The sequence below is a fragment of the Nostoc sp. C052 genome (genome assembly GCF_013393905.1).
Classification (GTDB): domain Bacteria; phylum Cyanobacteriota; class Cyanobacteriia; order Cyanobacteriales; family Nostocaceae; genus Nostoc.
In genome coordinates this window covers 5,878,213-5,896,101 of record NZ_CP040272.1, presented here as the reverse complement: position 1 = coordinate 5,896,101, position 17,889 = coordinate 5,878,213, and the positions used below count along the sequence as shown (strand labels likewise).

Genomic DNA, 17,889 nt, shown 5'->3' with positions numbered 1-17,889 from the left:
GTTTTTGGTAAACAACTTCAAATATCTGGGAATACTAAATCTGGAAATATTCAGGATTTAGCAGCATGGTTAGCACTTTAGTCAATATTCCCGGATATCGCATCTATGATTTACTCTACTCTGGTTCTAGAACCCTAGTTTATCGAGGGTATCGAGAGACTGACTCGTTACCTGTAGTGATTAAACTGCTGAAAAACCCTTATCCCAGCTTCAATGAACTCTTATCGTTTCGCAATCAATACACCATTGCCAAAAATCTTAACTCACCGCTAATCATCCAAACCTATAGCCTCGAACCCTATCAGAATGGTTATGCGTTGGTGATGGAAGACTTTGGGGGGATTTCTCTCAAAGATTGGAGAGTAGGGGGAAGCATAGAATCTCTGATGGAGTTTTTAGAAATAGCGATCGCACTGTGCAATACCTTAGATATACTCTACCAGGAGCGGATTATTCACAAAGATATCAAACCCGCCAATATTTTAATTAATCCCGAAACTAAACAAGTTAAATTAATCGATTTTAGTATTGCATCTTTACTACCACGGGAAACACAGACACTAATTAATCCCAATATATTAGAAGGCACACTAGCTTATATTTCTCCAGAACAAACAGGCAGAATGAATCGAGGGATTGACTACCGAACTGATTTTTATTCTTTAGGTATAACATTTTACGAGTTACTTGCAGACAAGTTACCTTTTGCGTCAAACGATCCGATGGAGTTGGTACATTCTCATATTGCTAAAATGCCTATGCCATTAGTAGGGAACAGGGAAGAGATTCCCCAAATACTCTGTGATATTGTCATGAAATTGATGGCAAAAAATGCTGAAGACAGATATCAAAGTGCATTGGGATTGAAGTTTGATTTAGAAAATTGTTTACATCAGCTACAAGTTGATGGTAAAATTAAGAATTTTGAGATTGCACAGAGGGATGTGTGCGATCGCTTCATCATCCCTGATAAACTCTATGGACGAGAAACCGAAGTATCAACTCTACTTCAAGCATTTGAGCGAGTCAGCCTTGGTGCAACAGAAATGATGCTGGTAGCTGGGTTTTCAGGGATTGGGAAAACTACGGTTGTCAACGAAGTTCATAAACCGATTGTGCGCCAACGCGGTTATTTTATCAAAGGTAAATATGACCAATTTCAACGAAATATTCCCTTCAGTGCCTTTGTGCAAGCATTCCGGGATTTAATTGGACAATTATTAACTGAAAGTGATATCCAAATCCAGCAATGGAGAAACCAAATATTAGAGGCAGTTGGGGAAAATGGACAAGTAATTATTGAAGTTATCCCCGAATTATCAAGAATTATTGGTGAACAACCAACCGCCATAGAATTATCAGGAACGGCGGCAGAAAATAGATTTAATTTATTGTTTCAAAATTTTATCCAAGTTTTTACCAGTGCAGAACATCCCTTAGTAATGTTTTTAGATGATTTGCAATGGGCAGATTCAGCATCGCTGAAGTTAATGCAGCTATTGATGGCTGATACAAAGCATCTTTTGTTAATTGGTGCATATCGTGATAACGAAGTCAACCCAGCACATCCATTGATGTTGACTTTGAGTGAGATTCAAGAAAACCAAGCAACGATTAATACGATTAATTTAGCACCACTGAATCAAGTCATAGTGAATCAATTAGTTGCTGATACACTGAAATGTCAGGAAAGTTTGGCATGGAGTCTTTCTCAATTAGTCTATCAAAAAACTCAAGGTAATCCATTTTTTGCAACCCAGTTTCTCAAAGCATTGCATCAAGATAGGCTAATTGAATTTATCCCTCCAACCCCTTACCAAGCGGGGGGGTGGCAATGTGACATTGTACAAGTGAATGAGCAAGCAGTTACAGATGATGTTGTGGTCTTTATGGCATTTCAATTACAAAAACTGCCGCCATCAACTCAACAGGTATTACAGTTAGCTGCTAGTATTGGCAACCAGTTTGATTTAGAAACTTTGGCAATTGTTTCGGAACAATCCCAAATCGAAACGGCTTCAGATTTGTGGAAAGCGTTGCAAGAAGGGTTGATTTTACCAATTAGTGATGTTTATAAATTTTATCAAGGAGAAGAACGCGAGCAATTAGCGCTGTCAGATCGGAATACCAGTAAACAAATAGCGAAATATAGATTTTTACATGATCGAGTACAGCAAGCGGCCTATTCTCTGATTCCCGATGAGCAAAAACAAGCAACTCACCTCAAAATTGGAAAATTACTACTGCACAGTTCCTCGGAAGTAGAACTGGAAGAAAAACTATTTGATATTGCCCTGCATTTAAACCAAGGAATTGAGCTAATCACCCAACCGCAAGAACGGGAAGCCTTAGCCCAACTGAACTTAAAAGCTGGAGTGAAGGCGAGAAATTCTACAGCTTATACTGCGGCAAGAGTTTATTTGCAAACAGGGATTGACATACTGACAGCCAACTGCTGGCAAGATCAATATGAATTGACTCTGGATCTCCATATTGCTGCTACCGAAGCTGCTTATTTGAATGCTGATTTTGATGGCATGGAAAAAATAGCAGCGGTGGTGTTACAAAAAGCTGAGACGATTTTAGACAAAATCAAAATTTACCAAATTCAAATCGTCGCCCAGACAGCCCAGGGCAAAATATTAGAAGCCATTGCAGTCGGAAGAGATGCACTCTTGCAATTGGGGGTTGAACTCCCCACTGCACCTGACGAAGCCAAAATTGCTAAAGCGCTGCAAACCGTAGCCAGCCTTCAAGGTGATAGAGAGATTGAGGAATTAGTCGATCTACCTGTAATGAGCGATCGCCAGACTCATGCAGCTATGCAACTGTTAGGAATATTATTTTCACCCATTCTACAGGCAATGCCAGGATTAATGCCCATACTGAGTACAACGATGGTGAGTTTATCACTCCAGTTTGGGAATGCACCAGGATCAACGGTGGGGTATGCGATTCACAGTATGGTGTTATGTGCCTTTTTGGGAGAAGTGGAATCTGGGTATAGCTTTGGGCGATTGGCAATCAACTTGCTTGACAGATTTAATGTCGGGGAATTCAAGTGTAAAGTTCTACTTTTGTTTGCGGCTTGGGTTCAACATCATCAGGAATCTCTCAGGGCAACGATGCTGACGATGAAAGATGGCTATACAACTGGTATAGAAACTGGTGATTTTCTCAACGCTGGCTACAACTCCCTCGATTACCTGATTGCCAAACTTTTTGCTGGGGTAGAACTGGACATTTGGGAACCGGAAATAGCAGCTTACAGGGCTGTCTTGGTGCAGGTAAAACAATATTCTGCCCAGACTTTTTTGGATATGATGCAGCAGACTGTGCAGAACTTGAGGGAAGCCCGTATTCTGTCGGATTGCTTAATTGGCAGTGCCTACGATGAAACGGTGATGCTTTCTAAGCACCATCAGGACAACGATCTCACAGCGATCGCAATTGCTTACACTTACAAACTGATGCTGGCCTACTTTTTTGGTAACTACACGGCTGCCCTAGACTATAACGCCCAAGCCAAACAGTATTTAATGGCAGTATCAGGGATGATTTTCATTCCCATTTTTCATTTCTATACAGCCCTGACGTATTTGGCGCTCTTACCCACACAGCCAGAGTCAGAGCAAGGCGAATTTTTGTCTTTGACCCAAACCCATCAAACCACTTTGCAACAGTGGGCGCAAAATGCCCCGATGAATCATCTGCATAAATGGTATTTAGTTGAAGCAGAACGGCAACGAGTTTTGGGCAATAAAGCCGAAGCAATTGAACATTACGATCGCGCCATCATTGGAGCCAAAGAAAATGATTATATTCAGGAAGAAGCGTTGGCTAATGAACTAGCCGCAAAATTTTACCTCGACTGGGGTAAACAGGAAATTGCCCAGGTATACATGACGAAGGCTTACTATGGCTATGCTCGTTGGGGTGCAAAAGCCAAAGTTGCTGATTTGGAAAGACGCTATCCCCAACTCTTGGCTCCGATTCTCCAAAAAACTCGCACGGCTCTCTCGGTTAACGAAACCGTTTTCGCATTAGGAACAGTCACCTCTGCTAGTTCTTCTAGTTCTTCCTCCAGCGTCTCCGATTCTCTCGATTTAGCCGCTATTCTCAAGGCTTCCCAAAGTATCTCAGGTGAAATCGAACTGGAAAAATTGCTCTCATCGTTGCTTGCGATCGTCATCGAAAATGCGGGGGCTGATAAATGCGTGCTAATGCTGTTGCGAGACGAACGCCTGCTAATCAAAGGGTCAATTATTGAGGGTTCAGAGCCGGTCGTGTTGCAGCGCCTTCCCGTTGAGGAGAGTCAAGATATTCCCCTAAAGCTGATTTACAAAGTGAAGAACAACAGACAGACTGCTGTGCTGCTGGATGCGACGGCCGATCCGACTTTAGCCAATGACCCATATATCATTCGTCAGCAGCCTCAGAGTATCTTGTGCAGCCCGATTTTACATCAAGGGAAGTTGCTGGGTATTTTGTACTTAGAAAACAAATTAACAGCGGGGGCGTTCACGAGCGATCGCGTGGAATTGCTGAATTTACTTTGCGCTCAAGCCGCGATTTCCCTAGAAAATGCCCGACTTTACGAGCGATCGCTAGAATATTCCCAACAGCTAGAGCGATCGCTTGATGAGTTGAAAGCTGCACAGTCTCACTTGCAAGTATCCCAACAACGCCTCCAGCTATTAGTTCAACAAACCCCACTGGCGGTTATCGAGTGGGATATCAATTTTCTAGTTACTGACTGGAACCCAGCCGCAGAAAGAATATTTGGTTATACAAAACAGGAAGCTTTAGGTCGTCAATTCCAATTCATCATTCCTGAAGTAATTCAAGCACAAATGAAGGAAGTTAGCATTGAGATTATATCCCAGCAGGGCGGTAATTATAGTATCAATGAAAATATTACAAAAGATGGTAGAACAATTATTTGTGCTTGGTATAATAATCCACTTGTGAATGCGGATGGTGAGTTAATTGGAGTTGCTTCCCTAACAGATGATATTACTGAACGCAAACTTGCTGAACTTGCCTTACAGCAAAAATCACACTTATTACAACAAGCATTGCAAGACTTACAACAAGCACAATTACAAATGGTGCAAAGTGAGAAAATGTCTGCTTTGGGTAACTTAGTTGCTGGGGTAGCCCACGAAATGAATAATCCTTTGGGATTTATTGCGGCTAGTCTCAAACAAACTAAACCCACTATCGCTGATATTACCGAACACCTCAAACTATATCAAGAAACTTTCCAGAATCCGAGTGAAGAAATTCAAGTTCATGCAGAGGAAATAGATTTAGATTATACCTTAGCAGACTTGCCTAAGATGATTGATTCTATGTCTATGGCGTGCGAAAGGTTAAAAAATATCAGCACTAGTTTAAGAACTTTCTCCCGTGCTGATAAAGATTATAAAGTACCATTTAATATTCACCAAGGCATTGATAGCACCATCCTCATTCTCAAACATCGTCTGAAGGGAAATGAACAACGTCCCACCATTGAAGTTGTCACACATTATAGTAACTTACCTCAAGTTGAATGTTTCCCCGGTCAATTGAATCAGGTGTTTATGAATGTTTTAGCAAATGCTATTGATGCCTTAGATGAATTTAATCAAGGACGTAGTTTTGAAGAAATTCAACTCAATCCTAACTGCATTACAATTACAACCTCAGTCGAAAATAGTCTAGTTAGAATTGCGATCGCTGACAATGGTAAGGGGATGAGTGAAGAGGTGAAATCAAAAATATTTGACCATTTGTTTACGACGAAAGCTGTTGGTCAAGGTACAGGATTAGGGTTAGCGATCGCTCGTCAAATCGTTGAAGAAACTCACAGCGGAAAATTGAGTTTTAACTCTGTTCTGGGTCTAGGTACTGAATTTATCATTGAAATTCCGGTATAATTTTTTGCGGTTTTTGGTAAACAACTTCAAATATCTGGGAATACTAAATCTGGAAATATTCAGGATTTAGCAGCATGGTTAGCACTTTAGTTAGTATTCCCGGATATCGCATCTATGATTTACTCTACAATGCTTCCAGAACTCTGGTTTATCGAGGGTATCGAGAAATCGACTCATTACCTGTAGTGATTAAACTGCTGAAAAATCCTTATCCCAGCTTCAATTAACTCTTATCGTTTCGCAATCAATACACCATCGCCAAAAATCTTAACCATCCAGGAATTATTCAAACTTATAGCTTAGAACCATACCAAAATGGCTATGCGTTGGTGATGGAAGATTTTGGCGGCATATCCCTTAAGGATTTTGTCAAGGTAGAGAGGTTACGTATAACGTCTCTAAAGGAATTTTTGCTCTCTGCTATATCTCTGTCTAACACATTAGATATTGTCATTCGTCATCGCATTATTCATAAAGATATTAAACCCAGTAATATTTTACAGCAGTTTGTGAGCAAAAGCGCCACAAGAAGAGTTATCTAAATAGGCTCAAAAAAGAGACCGCAATGATTAAACCAATTTAGAGCATTATCGTCAGTAATGGCATTAACAGCCATAGTTATTGCAACATCTAGAGCATCGAATGTTCGAGTTTTAGCACCAACGTTGAATTTCTTTTAGCTTTGACCAACATAACTCAATTGGCGATAAATCAGGTGAATATGGAGGCAAAAACTTAACCTTTGAGCCAACAGATTTTATTAAAGATTTTGCAGTTGCAGCATAATGAACGGGTAAATTGTCCATGACTATAATTGCTCCAATCCATAACTGAGGTAGTAATATTTGCTCAATAAAAACTAAAAAGCTAGCAGTGTTCAGACTACCTGGAAAAGTCATAGTGGCAATTAATCCCTCATCACTCATAGCCCCAATTACGGTGATGTTTTTGCCTTTATTACCTGGTCGCTCATCATAGATTCTTCCGCCGTCAATTCCTCTGGCATAATGTCTTGTCATAGACAGATTTACACATGTTTCATCAATAAATATCAGGTTTTTGACATCTATCGTATCTAGCCAAAGTCGAAATTCATAGCGCAATTTTTGTACTCTTTCTGTAGTTTGCTCAGTCGATACTAAAGTTTTTTTTCCGATTTAATTTTAAGCGTTTAAGAGTGCGGGATAAACTGGATATACTTACGTCTATTTCTGTGCGCTCTTTTATGGCTTCTTGAATTTCTCGCAAATATATATCGCTTTGCTCTGTCACGATTACCTTTAACAATTCTTGCTCAATACTATTAAGCTTCGAGCGGCGGTCTCCTCCTTGGGGTCTGGCAGCAATCTCTGCCGTCTCTCGATACCGGCATAAAAAGTCACGAATCAAAGACAAACTGACTTTAAATCGTTTTGCTAATTCCCTTTGCCTGCCTTCTTTGTTTTGCCACGCACTTAATATCTTTTGTCGTAAGTCAATTGAATATGCTGCCATCTTTAAATACTATTCTTTACATTTTTACAGTTTACGAGCTTTGTGGTGGGTTTGATATCAAATTGCTGTAAAAACAATAGCAAGCATTCCGAAATTACAGTTATTCGAGAATATGCAAATTTGCCTTTAGTCAATTGTTATGCTTCAGCTTTAAATCGATTAAACGAGTTACACATTTAACTTGCATCATTAGGGCGCTCATGTTGCCCACCCCACAAGAGTTATATAAATTTTTAGATATGCAAACTAGATATGGTTTAGCTGATCACAGGTAATTTGTCGGACATGATATTACTCATTAGAAATATAAGTGAAAATGAGCGTAGAGACGCAGCACTGCCACATCTCTACAAGGGTTCTAGATAACGCATATTTAATTTCTAGGGATGTCTATTAGAACCAGATTTAACTATCTGTGACAAATTATTTAACCATTTCCCAAACCAAAAGCCAGATGTGAAGGTTGCAACATTTTGAGAAAGAAGTTCAATAGCATGGTTACAATCTTGCAGGCTGGCATCAAGGCCCATTGCGTGATAAATTTCGCGAGCATTGCAAAAGGCATCGATCGCTTCTGATTCTCGATTGATTTTTTCTAATACCAAACCCAAATTAAACCAGGCGTTTGCTTCCCCATGTCGATCGTCGAGATGTCTTCTGATCTCTAATGAATGCTGATGAAACTCAAAGGCCATTTGGTACTGTCCCAAAGCCTTATAAGCACTGCCCAAGCCACTTAAGGCCATGCCTTCGCCGTTGCGATCGCTGATGAATCTTGCCACCCCTAACCATTGCTGGTAAAACTCAATTGCCAGTTGGTAATTTCCTAACGATTCATAAGTATTGCCCAAACTTCCCAGGCAAATGCATTCTCCAGTCCAATCACCTATGTTCTTCGTTATACTCAACCACTGCTGATAAAACTCTATCGCTTGCTCGTACTTGCCCAGGTATTCATAAGTATTGCCCAAACTTCCCAAGCAAATGCCTTCTCCAGTGCGATCGCCAATTTTCCTAGTGATACTCAACCACTGCTGATAAAATTCAATCGCTCGCTGGTATTTGCCCAGTGATTGGTAAGCATTACCCAACCCAGATAAAGATTTGGCTTCCCCCAAGCGATCGCCTATTTCTCTAGCCGTATCCAACCACTGCTGATAAAACTCAATTGCTAGGTGGTACTCGCCTAATGACTGGTAAGCATTGCCCAAACTTCCCAAAGAAATAACTTCCTCATTGGGTCGGCTTCGCCCACCGTCGCTATCGTCTGTTTCTCTGGCTTTTTCTAAGTACCGTTCTTCAAACTCAATGGACTCAACAGGTTGCGTCCATAATTCCCCAGATTGCTGCGCCAAAGTTGAGGAATCCTCGGCGTTCCGGGACTGGGTACTGGGTACTGGGCTGACGCTTACGGTGTCAGCATTCGACTGACTTGTATTAAGCTGTGTCGTTGGCGCAGCCCCTAGTAGAGAAGCAGCACTTACGCCGAAGTCCGAACGAGACTGGACAGGAAATTCCTTTAAGATTTCGTTGGGATCTGAATTCCCATCCAAATTTTCCCAATCCCCAATCTCTAGTCCCCAATCCCCAGTCCCTATTTCAATGTTATTTAGGCTCCCGGATCTAATTACTTCTGTCATTCTCTATAGAAAACGCAATTTTTGGTTAATAAGCTGTTGATTATACAATTTTCTGTACCTTTAGCACAGGATAAGTGAAACTTATAGGCATAACTTCTCTTAAAAACCTAGAAATTATTCTTCAATATTAAACCTTATTTTATACCCTGTCTTCTCTGTGTATAAAAGACTTTAAATATTAGAAAAACCAAATCAATCAGCAGCAGCGTAATCGGGTAATACGTTGAGTTCTAAATTAACAGCACTTAGATAATTTTGGTCGTTTAAAACTTGTGATGGTAATTTATCTGCATTAACAGCAGCTTGAACCACATCTTTTGCCAGAATATTTCTGTTTTGAGTTCCAAGTACTAGCGCTTCTCCGCTGGGAATACCATGTTGTCGCAAGCCTCCTTGATAAGCAAAAGTTACTAGATTCAAGGGTTGTAGGTAACTCACAGCAGCCGAGTTAGTGGATATATTGTTAGAGTTAACAGCTATTGTTTCACTGCTATTGTTATTAGCTGTTTGAGCGCCAGCGATTCCAGGTACAAAGGCAAGAAAAGTAAAAATAAGTGCAGAATTTATTAAGGTAACAAGTTTCATAACTTATACTTAGGTAAAATGCAATCGGTGTTCTTTAGTAATAGAGTCCCCTTTATTATTAATCTCAGCTTCCTTCGTCCAGGTCATCTGATCGGTTGATCTATGACTCACCCAAAAGGGTGAGCTAATTGAGCAACACAAAGAGGAATGGAGACTCCGTTAACTCCAGACACAGAAAAGATTGGTTAAAATTTTCAAGTACTTAACTGAGGCGATGAGACAAAGAGATTTTCCAGGAACTTTACCCATTGTCGGCGAATCTTAGTGCCAGTCCCCCATACTCAATATTGCGATCTAAGATTGTTGGGTATTCTATAAATTGCGATCGCCATTATACCGATGATCGAAGTTGAACATCTGAGTAAAATATACGGCTCTACCCCAGCGATTACTGATGTCACCTTTAGCGTCGAACCTGGGGAAATTTTAGGGTTGTTAGGCCCCAATGGGGCTGGAAAAACCACAACCATGCGGATTCTGGCTGGTTATTTACCAGCAACCAATGGCAATGCCCGAATTGCTGGTTATGATGTCCATGAAAATTCTCTGGCTGTGCGCCAACGCATTGGTTATTTACCAGAAACACCGCCGTTATATCCAGATATGACGGTGGAGGGATTTTTGGATTTTGTCGCCCGAATTAAGGGAGTTCCGGGAGGCGATCGCCCCAACAAGATAACAGCCGCCATCGAACGCTGCAACTTAGAAGATAAGCGGCGAGTGATTATCCGCAAACTCTCTAAAGGATACCGTCAAAGGGTAGGAATTGCTCAAGCGATCGTCCACGATCCCCCAGCAATCATCTTGGATGAACCCACCGTTGGACTCGATCCTCGACAAATAATTGAGGTGCGGAATTTAATTAAAAGCCTCGCTGGTACGCACACAATTATTCTTTCCACGCACATTCTGCCAGAAGTGAGTATGACTTGCAGCCGCGTCGCCATCATCAATCGCGGTAAAGTTGTGGCAACTAATACACCAGAAAACCTAATGACTCAGTTGACAGGTGGTTCTGGGTATGAGTTGGAAATAGAAGGAGAAGCTGCTCTCGCGAAACAGGTATTGCAAAAAGTTGCGGGTGTGAGTCTGATAGAATCAATTCCCACAGCCGGAATCCACGGCCATCAACCCCAAGAAAATCGCGCTTACCTGCGGGTAATATCGCAACCAGGAAAAGAACCAGGAAAGGATATTGCCACAACATTAGTGCGTGCAGGATTCGGTTTACATGAGCTGCGGCGGGTTAACGCCACCTTAGAAGACGTGTTCTTGCAACTGACCACAGAAGAAAAGAATTTCGATCCTGAGGTAGACTTAGCAGCAGACAAAGAAGGAGAGGCAGCCTAAATGGGTATAGTGCTGAGTAATATTATTGCCATTTATCGCCGAGAGTTACAGAGTTATTTTGTATCGCCTTTAGCTTATGCGATCGCAGGCATATTTTGGTTCCTTGCCGGGTTATTCTTCGTGATGATTTTGCTAGGGCCAGATGGCATTTTGGTAGGAGTGGCGGCAATGGATGCACAAGGGCAACAATTGGGAGTACCAGTACCGCCCATAGATGTCCCCTACGAATTTGTCCGAATATTTTTGGAACGTATGGAGTGGCTATTGTTGTTTATTCTGCCCATCCTCTCAATGGGACTCTATGCAGAAGAACGTAAGCGGGGCACTTTAGAACTGTTAGCCACCTCACCAATCACCAATTGGGCGGTAGCTGTGGGTAAATTATTAGGCGTACTAACATTTCTGACCACAATGGTTTTACCCATGATAGTGTTTGAAGCGATCGCCATCAGCGCCTCAAATCCACCAATGTCGCCCTCAATTCCCTTGCTGGGTAATTTTGGATTAATCTTGCTAGCAGCAGCAATTTTATCTATCGGAATGTTTATTTCCTCATTAACAGACAGCACAATTCTGTCTGCCGTTCTCACCTTTGCAGTCATTTTATTATTGTTATTGATTGATTTAATCGGCAAAATTGTCCCTGGCCCCGTAGGCGAAGCTTTAGGTTATCTATCGTTGCTGAAACATTACAGCACCTTAATTCAAGGGATTGTCGATACCAGCACCTTGGTTTTATTCGCCAGTTACATTTTTTTAGGCATCTTTCTCACCGCTCAATCAATTGATGCACTGCGCTTTCAAAGGCGATAGTCATTTGTCATTTGTCATTTGTCATTTGTACTGAGCGAATGTGAGTGCATCTTGTAGAGAAGTATTGGTCATTAGTCAAAAAATAGTGACACTTAAAAATATATGGATGAAAATTGATTGACTAAAAATCATCAAGACAACTCAATCAATGCCAACAAAGCGTTTCCAAGAATTACAAGTTTATAAATTATCAGAACAATTAGCGGATGAAATTTGGAAAATTGTTGAGGGATGGAATTTTTTTGCAAAAGATACGATTGGTAAACAGATTGTACGTTCAGCTGATAGTATTGGTGCCAATATAGCGGAAGGTTTAGGAAGAGGTAGTTTTCAAGATAATAGACGTTTTATAAAAATAGCAAGAGGCTCTTTGAATGAAACTCAACATTGGTTAAGACGAGCTTACACTCGCAACCTTTTAACTAACGAACAGATAAATGCAACCAAAACAATCATTAACGAACTAGCGCCCAAATTAAACTCCTACCTAAACTAAATTGGCAATGTACCAGATGACAAATGACAAATGACAAATGACCAATGACAAATTATATGAAGATAGTTGCAAAAAAGAAACTTTGGAAATATCTGTTTTGGTTAGGCCCATTCCTAATTACTGTCGGCTTAACAGTTGGATTAGTTTCTGAACAGTGGGGACTAATTCCATTAGTATTTATAATTGCGGGAATTTTCATCAGTGGATTGGGGATAATATGGCAAAGCTACCAAACTAACTGGTGGAACCGTCGTTCTACCCAAGCAGGGACTAATGCTTTAGTGGTGACTCTGGCAATATTAGCAATTTTGGGATTGATTAATTTTTTGGGAACTCGCTATCATCTGCGGGCAGACTTAACAGAATCTCAATTATTTACCCTTGCGCCCCAGTCACGGGAATTAGTAAGCGTTTTAGCACAGCCAGTTAAAGTGTGGGTGTTTGATATTAACCAGAATCCCCAAGACCGAGAACTGCTAGAAAATTATCAGCGGCAAAGCTCAAAATTTAAATATGAATACATCAACCCCGAAGCTAGACCAGGACTTGCAGAAAAGTTTGGCGTCAAAAATTATGGGGAAGTTTACCTAGAATCTGGGGATAAACGGCAATTAGTACAGACAATAAATGAAAATGAGCGTCTATCGGAAATCAGATTAACTAGTCGCCTGCAACAACTAACAAATTTAACCACAGCCAAAGTTTACTTACTGCAAGGTCATGGCGAACGCCAACTTTCAGCTGGTAAAGGTGCAATGTCACAAGCAGTTCAAGGATTAGGCGACAAAAATTTCACAACAGCACCGCTGAATCTAGCAGAAACCTCGAAAGTTCCTCAAGATGCAGCTGTCGTCATCGTAGCTGGCCCCAAGCGAGAGTTATTTCAGGGCGAAGTCAACGCCTTGCAACAATATCTGAATCGAGGCGGTAATTTACTGCTGATGATTGATCCTAATACCGATCCTAAACTTAATAGCTTGCTACAAGAGTGGGGCGTTCGTCTGGATAATCGTTTAGCCGTAGATGTTTCTGGAGAAAGCGTCGTGGGACGTGGCCCTGCGGCCCCCTTAGTAACAGAATACGGCCAACATCCAATTACCAAAGATTTCGGTAACGGTAACTCTTTTTATCCGATTTCCCGACCACTGGAAATTACCTCTGTACCTGGTGTTGAAGCTACTCCTTTGCTGCGAACCAAACCCTATCCCAGCAGTTGGGCAGAAAGCGATCTCCAAAGCGAAAAATTAGAGTTTAATGCAGATAAAGACCTTAAAGGGCCTCTGACTTTGGGTGTTGCCTTAACCAGAAAACAAACACCCAAATCTACTTCTACTCCCCAAGTCTTACCTACACCTTCACCTCTACCATCACCAACCACCCAAGGCAAAACTAGCCCTAATTCTTCTGCCAAAACTCCGCAAGCTTTACCACTTCCATCACCAACCACCCAAAGCAAGGCTTTCCCCACTCCCTCATCTCCCCCATCTCCCCCTACTTCCTCATCTCAAACAACCACTGAATCGCGGTTAGTGGTTTTAGGAAATTCTAATTTCGCCACCGATGGCTTGTTTCAACAGCAACTAAACGGAGATGTATTCCTCAATTCAGTTACTTGGCTGAGTAAACAAGACCAGCAACCTCTTTCTATTCGTCCTAAAGAACCGAAAAACCGTCGGATAACCCTGACAACGACCCAAGCGAATCTTTTAATATTGTCGTCTTTGTTAGTTTTACCTTTAATTGGGTTATCGGCAGCAGTTATTATCTGGTGGAAACGACGGTAAGAAATTGGTTAGGAGTTAGGAGTTAAGAGTTATAGATACTAACTTTTCACCAATGACAAATGACAAATGATTAAAAAATGAAATTGCCGCGAACGACTTTAATTTTGATACTACTAGCGCTAGGTTTAGGTACTTTTGTTTACTTTTATGAAATTCGAGGTGCAACTCAGCGAGAAGAAATCAAAGGGCAAAAACAGAAAATTTTCTCTTTTGGAAAAGATGATGTGCAGTCTCTAACAGTCAAGACAAAAAAACTTACTCTGAATCTGGAACGCAGCCCTGAATCTTCTAGTAAGCCCAATTGGTTAATAAAATCTCCGATATCGGGCCCAGCAAATGACGCTATTGTTTCTTATTTAATGGATTTGTTGGTCAAAGATAATAGCGATACGATTTTATCAACCCCAGTAAAACAGCTTGGAGAATTTGCCTTAGATCAACCCCAAGCAACTATCAATATCACCTTGAAAAACCGACAAAGGCATAAGTTGATTTTAGGTAAATCTAACTTTAACGGTCGTTTTTTGTATGCTCAAGCTGATCCTGCTATTAAACCAGATGGAAATATAAATGTGCTGTTGGTATCTACAGATTTTGCCAATGCCGTGAATCGGGAACTATCAGAGTGGAAACAACCGGTAGATAATAGTCAGAAACTTCCTCCGCTGATCATTCCTAAACCGAGTCCGACAAACAGCAAATAATTAATTTGAAATCTGGCGATATTCTTATGACAAGTCCGACAGCAACATTGCTAATTTCTTGCCCCGATCGACGAGGATTAGTGGCGAAATTTGCCAATTTTATCTATTCTAACGGTGGTAATATTATTCATGCAGATCAGCACACAGATTTTGCTGCTGGATTATTCCTCACGCGCATTGAATGGCAGTTAGATGGGTTCAATTTACCGCGAGAATTTATTGCCCCCGCATTTAATGCGATCGCACAACCATTAGGTGCTAAGTGGGAAATACGTTTTTCTGATACAGTACCACGCATTGCTGTTTGGGTAAGTCGCCAAGACCATTGTCTATTTGATTTAATTTGGCGACAACGCGCCAAAGAATTTATTGCTGAAATTCCTTTAATTATTAGCAACCATTCTAATTTAAAGGTAGTGGCAGAGCAATTTAATATTGACTTTCAGCATATTGCTATCAATAAAGACAATAAATCAGAACAAGAAACTCAACAGCTAGAATTACTCCGCCAGTACAAAATAGATTTAGTTGTATTGGCAAAATATATGCAGATTGTCAGTGCAGATTTTATTAGTCAATTTCCGCAAATTATTAATATACATCATTCATTTTTACCAGCTTTTATCGGTGCAAATCCTTATCACCGAGCTTTTGAACGTGGTGTGAAAATTATTGGTGCAACAGCGCATTATGCCACTGCTGATTTAGATGCAGGCCCAATTATTGAACAAGATGTGGTGCGAGTTAGTCACCGTGATGAAGTTGATGATTTGGTGAGAAAAGGCAAAGATTTGGAGAGAATTGTATTAGCAAGAGCAGTGCGATCGCACTTACAAAATCGTGTATTAGTATATGGAAATAGAACAGTAGTATTCGAGTGATTGTATATCCAAAGTAATGCAAGAGAGCAAAAAAATGTAGGTTGGATGGAGGCTTTGCGTAACCCAACATCCTGATATATGTTGGGTTGCGTTCCGATCCACTCAACCTACGTCTAATGCAATATTTTAAGCTTTCATATCCTACGTGTATTTCAACAATCAAATAAGAATCCTATAGTAGCAATAAATAATGATGATATTACTTATTGCTATTTTTATTTGATAATTATAAATCTTGACGTGAGAGAAGAGACCAAACAAGATTAGCAGAAAATCCACGAGATTGGGTTATACATGGAAATATAGCAGGAAGGTGTCCTTGAGATACTTTTAGATTGAAGGTTAGATCATCACTCGATATCCATTTGAAATCCTTCCACTCATTAAACTCTGCCCATTTGACACGAATACCAAACTTATGCCAGTCTTTCTGTACATTTTGCCAGATGTCTTTCTGTACACTAAAGCCAAAGTGACCTTTGCTATAAACTACCCAAAGTTGATCAATAATGTAAAGCTGATGAGATGGAAAGTTTTCAATATTTTCTAGCTCAAAGTAACCTTGTTTACTTCGACCAGCTACCTTTAGCATAGCTATTCTGGTTTCTTCATTAGCTTCTTTCCATTTACCAGCAGCTAGTAATTCTTGCAATTTCTCATAACCTGCCAAGGATACGTTTGATGGTAGTTCTGCTGTATCTTGTGATTTATCTCTGATTTTAAAGTAGTAATAAAGATTACCAACAGTTAGGTCTGATGCCTGCTGTAAATTAGATGTAACTAATGTTTTATAACCAGTAATTCCAGCTTGTTCACTAATATAAAATTCGTACTCTCGACGTAGTTCAGGCTCAAATATAAATAACAACTGGTCACGAAGCGAATAGAAATGAGATTTTTCAGCTAAACTCTCATATACTAATTGTTCTGGCGGTTCTACTACATTGATTGTGGAGTAGTGAGTTTCTGGACTATTAAAATCAGCGCTACTTAAAAGTTTTAATTCTGATGAAGGAAGCGATCGCATCCAATCAACATGATTTTGCCACGAATCCAATACCGCTAAATCATGATTTTTAATACGGATAATTTCGGGGAAGAGAAAATCAAGCTCATCATGTGATTCGCAGCGATTAATCACAGTGAGAGCATCTTTACAGATTTTATCTTGGAGATGAGAAAGGCGATCGCTCACTGCTGAAACTTCACTCTGCACTTGATAAGTTGCAACAATTGCCTGTTCAATTGCCCACGCGCATTCAAATCTGCGTAGTTGACCAGCTGCACAGGTTTCTTCTAGTAAATGTGGATTGCTGTAATCTGCTAAAGCTGTAAATAACATTCCCCTCACGCCATCAATCTCAGCATTTCTTCGGCTGAAATCTTGCAATTGCATGGCTGAGCGAAAGCGGTTCATCGCCTGGATAAACACTCCATACGCTCTCACTAAAGCTGTGCGGTGTTGTTCAAATTTGATGTCTTGGGCTACTTGTTCGATTATTTGTCTAATTTCTACTCCTTGGTCTTTTAAGGCTTGTTTCAAGTCAATAAAGCCGTTTTTAACTTCCAGCCTCATTTGCTCTACTTCTTTTCTTAATTTCATTGTCTGATGCAGGTTGACTGCTGTTAATGCGACACCTGCAATTGTTCCCACACCAATCAAGGCTGTAGTTGCTTGCAACACACCCAAGCTAGTCTGTATAGTTTGCAATCCCTTCAGTACTGCTGTAAAATTTTTATGAGTTTGATACATCAGATCCGTACTCGGAATCAAATTATAATCAGCTACCAGTGGAAATAAAGGGCTGTTGTTGACTGTAGCACCAATAGCATGGCTAACAAACTGCCCGGTAACTGTATCTCTAGCCATACTTAAAGGTACTCCATTGCTAGAGACTTGTAGATATTTCCCAGCATCAATACCAGCTTGAATTGCAGGCGGAAATTGGAACAGCATACTCATAGGTTGCTAAAAGCTAATTTTCTTGAATTTAACTGGTATAAAAAAGCAAAGATAACCGTATTTATTCGGGATATTAATTAATTTTGCCTAAATCTGGGCATACTAAGCTTGAAAACTCTATCGCCTCATATACTTTATGGATATTTCACTGGTTCGCTCTAATACTGTTGGGCTATTGTCACAGATTACCGGACAAAAGCTGATTCAAAAAAATCTCACGCCGCTCGTGATATTTCTGGCAAATTTAGTCACAGT

The 17,889-nt window shown here is 40.4% G+C and carries 12 protein-coding genes and 2 pseudogenes; 8 read left to right on the top strand and 6 right to left on the bottom strand.

Translation table 11 applies throughout. The features are described 5' to 3' along the window. Nucleotides 1–65: 65 nt before the first annotated feature. Together FD723_RS24410 and FD723_RS44195 are read left to right on the top strand one after the other, a co-directional pair. Nucleotides 66–5,924: an AAA family ATPase gene (locus FD723_RS24410; protein ID WP_179067676.1), complete on the top strand. Its 5,859-nt coding sequence runs from the start codon at nt 66–68 to the stop codon at nt 5,922–5,924. 74 nt (nt 5,925–5,998) lie between these two features. Then, a pseudogene (locus tag FD723_RS44195) lies at nt 5,999–6,424 on the top strand (protein kinase); the annotation flags it as partial. 153 nt (nt 6,425–6,577) lie between these two features. Here the strand turns inward: FD723_RS44195 and FD723_RS24395 are convergent. From FD723_RS24395 to FD723_RS24380, 4 genes are all read right to left on the bottom strand, one after another. Beyond that, on the bottom strand, nt 6,578–7,027 hold the full coding sequence (locus FD723_RS24395) for a transposase (RefSeq protein ID WP_218651754.1): 450 nt from the start codon (nt 7,025–7,027) through the stop codon (nt 6,578–6,580). 25 nt (nt 7,028–7,052) lie between these two features. Beyond that, the gene (locus tag FD723_RS24390; protein WP_179067673.1) at nt 7,053–7,418 is read right to left on the bottom strand and encodes an IS630 transposase-related protein; all 366 of its coding nucleotides are present in this window, start codon (nt 7,416–7,418) and stop codon (nt 7,053–7,055) included. Between the two features lie 380 nt (nt 7,419–7,798). After that, nucleotides 7,799–9,058: a tetratricopeptide repeat protein gene (locus FD723_RS24385; RefSeq protein ID WP_179067672.1), complete on the bottom strand. Its 1,260-nt coding sequence runs from the start codon at nt 9,056–9,058 to the stop codon at nt 7,799–7,801. A gap of 192 nt (nt 9,059–9,250) precedes the next feature. Beyond that, nucleotides 9,251–9,643, bottom strand: coding sequence for a hypothetical protein (locus FD723_RS24380; protein ID WP_179067671.1), 393 nt, complete (start codon nt 9,641–9,643; stop codon nt 9,251–9,253). 339 nt (nt 9,644–9,982) lie between these two features. Between FD723_RS24380 and FD723_RS24375 the strand changes: the two genes are divergently transcribed. From FD723_RS24375 to purU, 6 genes are all read left to right on the top strand, one after another. Then, a complete protein-coding gene (locus FD723_RS24375; protein ID WP_179067670.1) occupies nt 9,983–10,993 on the top strand; it encodes an ABC transporter ATP-binding protein in 1,011 nt (336 codons plus the stop codon). Beyond that, entirely contained in the window at nt 10,994–11,806 is an 813-nt protein-coding gene (locus tag FD723_RS24370) for an ABC transporter permease (protein ID WP_179067669.1), read from the top strand. It begins immediately after the preceding gene. A gap of 148 nt (nt 11,807–11,954) precedes the next feature. Continuing rightward, on the top strand, nt 11,955–12,302 hold the full coding sequence (locus FD723_RS24365; RefSeq protein WP_179067668.1) for a four helix bundle protein: 348 nt from the start codon (nt 11,955–11,957) through the stop codon (nt 12,300–12,302). Nucleotides 12,303–12,358: 56 nt separating this feature from the next. Further along, a complete protein-coding gene (locus tag FD723_RS24360; protein ID WP_179069263.1) occupies nt 12,359–14,086 on the top strand; it encodes a Gldg family protein in 1,728 nt (575 codons plus the stop codon). A 77-nt stretch (nt 14,087–14,163) separates the two neighbouring features. Continuing rightward, entirely contained in the window at nt 14,164–14,790 is a 627-nt protein-coding gene (locus FD723_RS24355) for a DUF4340 domain-containing protein (RefSeq protein WP_179067667.1), read from the top strand. A gap of 26 nt (nt 14,791–14,816) precedes the next feature. Further along, a complete protein-coding gene (gene purU / locus FD723_RS24350) occupies nt 14,817–15,671 on the top strand; it encodes a formyltetrahydrofolate deformylase (RefSeq protein ID WP_179067666.1) in 855 nt (284 codons plus the stop codon). 226 nt (nt 15,672–15,897) lie between these two features. Here purU and FD723_RS43025 read toward each other — a convergent pair whose 3' ends face one another. Both FD723_RS43025 and FD723_RS24340 read right to left on the bottom strand, forming a co-directional pair. Next, nucleotides 15,898–16,323, bottom strand: a complete 426-nt coding sequence (locus FD723_RS43025) for a GUN4 domain-containing protein (RefSeq protein ID WP_256875224.1) — start codon at nt 16,321–16,323, stop codon at nt 15,898–15,900. A gap of 45 nt (nt 16,324–16,368) precedes the next feature. Continuing rightward, a pseudogene (locus FD723_RS24340) lies at nt 16,369–17,628 on the bottom strand (hypothetical protein); the annotation flags it as partial. Between the last annotated feature and the right edge of the window lie 261 nt (nt 17,629–17,889).